Genomic DNA, 1,466 nt, shown 5'->3' with positions numbered 1-1,466 from the left:
GTATGCGGATATTGTAACGGTAAGCGCGGACGGGAAAAATAACCTGTTCCTGAATGGCGGTGCGCTTGGCGACCTTTTTATCCACGATTTTAATGCGGATAAAATCCATATCAAACGGCACTTGCGAAGCGTTTTTAGTCTGGATATGGAAGTACAGGAAATCGTTGTAGGTATAAATGCCTTTGAGCAGCAACTGAATACCGAAACGCTTTGAGCCAATGTGTTTGATTTCCTTTTTGTCGCTTTGGTAAATGGACTTCATAATAAGGTTTACCACTTTGGGCGACTCGTTTCCCAAATCATTGAGATAAATATCCAATGAATTGTTGGGGCGATTAACCGCTTCGCCATCGTGGATAAAGTCTTTCATTTCAATGTTTAACTTTTCCGGCTCATCGGCATATTTCACATTGAAACTGTAAAAACTGCCCTCGTCTGTAATGACGGAAAAATTGGTTTCACTCTCAAAACCTTGCACGGCTGATTTCACACGGATAACATTTTCCGCACCGTCCGCTTTTCCTGCAATAATATTCGCGCTACCCAAATCGACATAGCGCACGGCAGCGGGAAAAATAATATGCACCGTCTTGTTAAAACTCACTTCGATACCGTAGGGCGGTATCATTCGGTCATACTCGATTTTGCGGGTAAGACCGCTGTACAAATCACCTGTGGAAGGCTGACTTTGCGCCGTTTCCTGCGCATTTGCTGTAATTGTGCCTGCAACTAATGCAAGCATTAAAAAAATCTGTTTCATCGTATATTATTTTTAATTATGAAATTGTGTATTGTAAAAAAATCTTGTTAATCTTTTAATCAGGTAAATCATGGTTCAGACAATTAATTGTTTGCTAATTGCTGATTATTGATATTCCCTTCGGGAAGAAGAAAAACACGATAACCCGCTTTGAGATTAACCTTAACTTCGCGCATCTTTTTGGAAAAGAATTGCGAAATTCCCTGAATGGCGCTGCGCCCCATATCGGCTGCAAACTGTTCACCCGCATCGGAAGACAGCGAAATACTTGTACCGGCGTTTGTCCCCATATTTGCTGCAACTTCTTTGGCGGCGTTCACCTCTTTTGTATCGGGAATAAAAATGCCGCGTTGTCCGTCCGTATCATATACCGCCATTTCCACCGGAATAATATTGCCGCCGTATTCCATTGAAGTAATGGTGATTTGCAGCCTTTCCCCCTGAATCTTGGAAAAGCCGGAAAGAATCGTGTTTTCTCGGACAAACATTTTGCCCGCCCGCATCGGCTCAAGCAAACGCAAACGGACGCTTTCGCCGTCCATCACGGTCTGGTCGCTATGTATGCAGGCGGAAATGGTGTTTTTCCGTTCCTTTGCGAGTTCAGCGGTCGCCGTATAAAATCCCATGTTGCGCGGTTGGGCGAAAGCCTGCATTACCTCTTTGCCCGACAGTTCCTGCGGCAAAGCGGAAACAGTTTGTTCCACCA

Annotated in this window: 2 protein-coding genes; both read right to left on the bottom strand. The window is 44.3% G+C overall.

The window, feature by feature from the left end; genetic code table 11:
* Nucleotides 1–760: conjugative transposon protein TraN (gene traN, locus ACYPWY_RS16215; RefSeq protein WP_459686586.1), on the bottom strand; the 760-nt coding region annotated here is incomplete at its 3' end.
* A gap of 83 nt (nt 761–843) precedes the next feature.
* A partial coding sequence (gene traM, locus ACYPWY_RS16210) for a conjugative transposon protein TraM (RefSeq protein ID WP_459686585.1) occupies nt 844–1,466 on the bottom strand: 623 nt, incomplete at its 5' end.

This window comes from Viscerimonas tarda (assembly GCF_054601255.1).
Note: the sequence above shows the minus strand (reverse complement) of the source record. Positions and strands in the feature narration are given on the sequence as shown.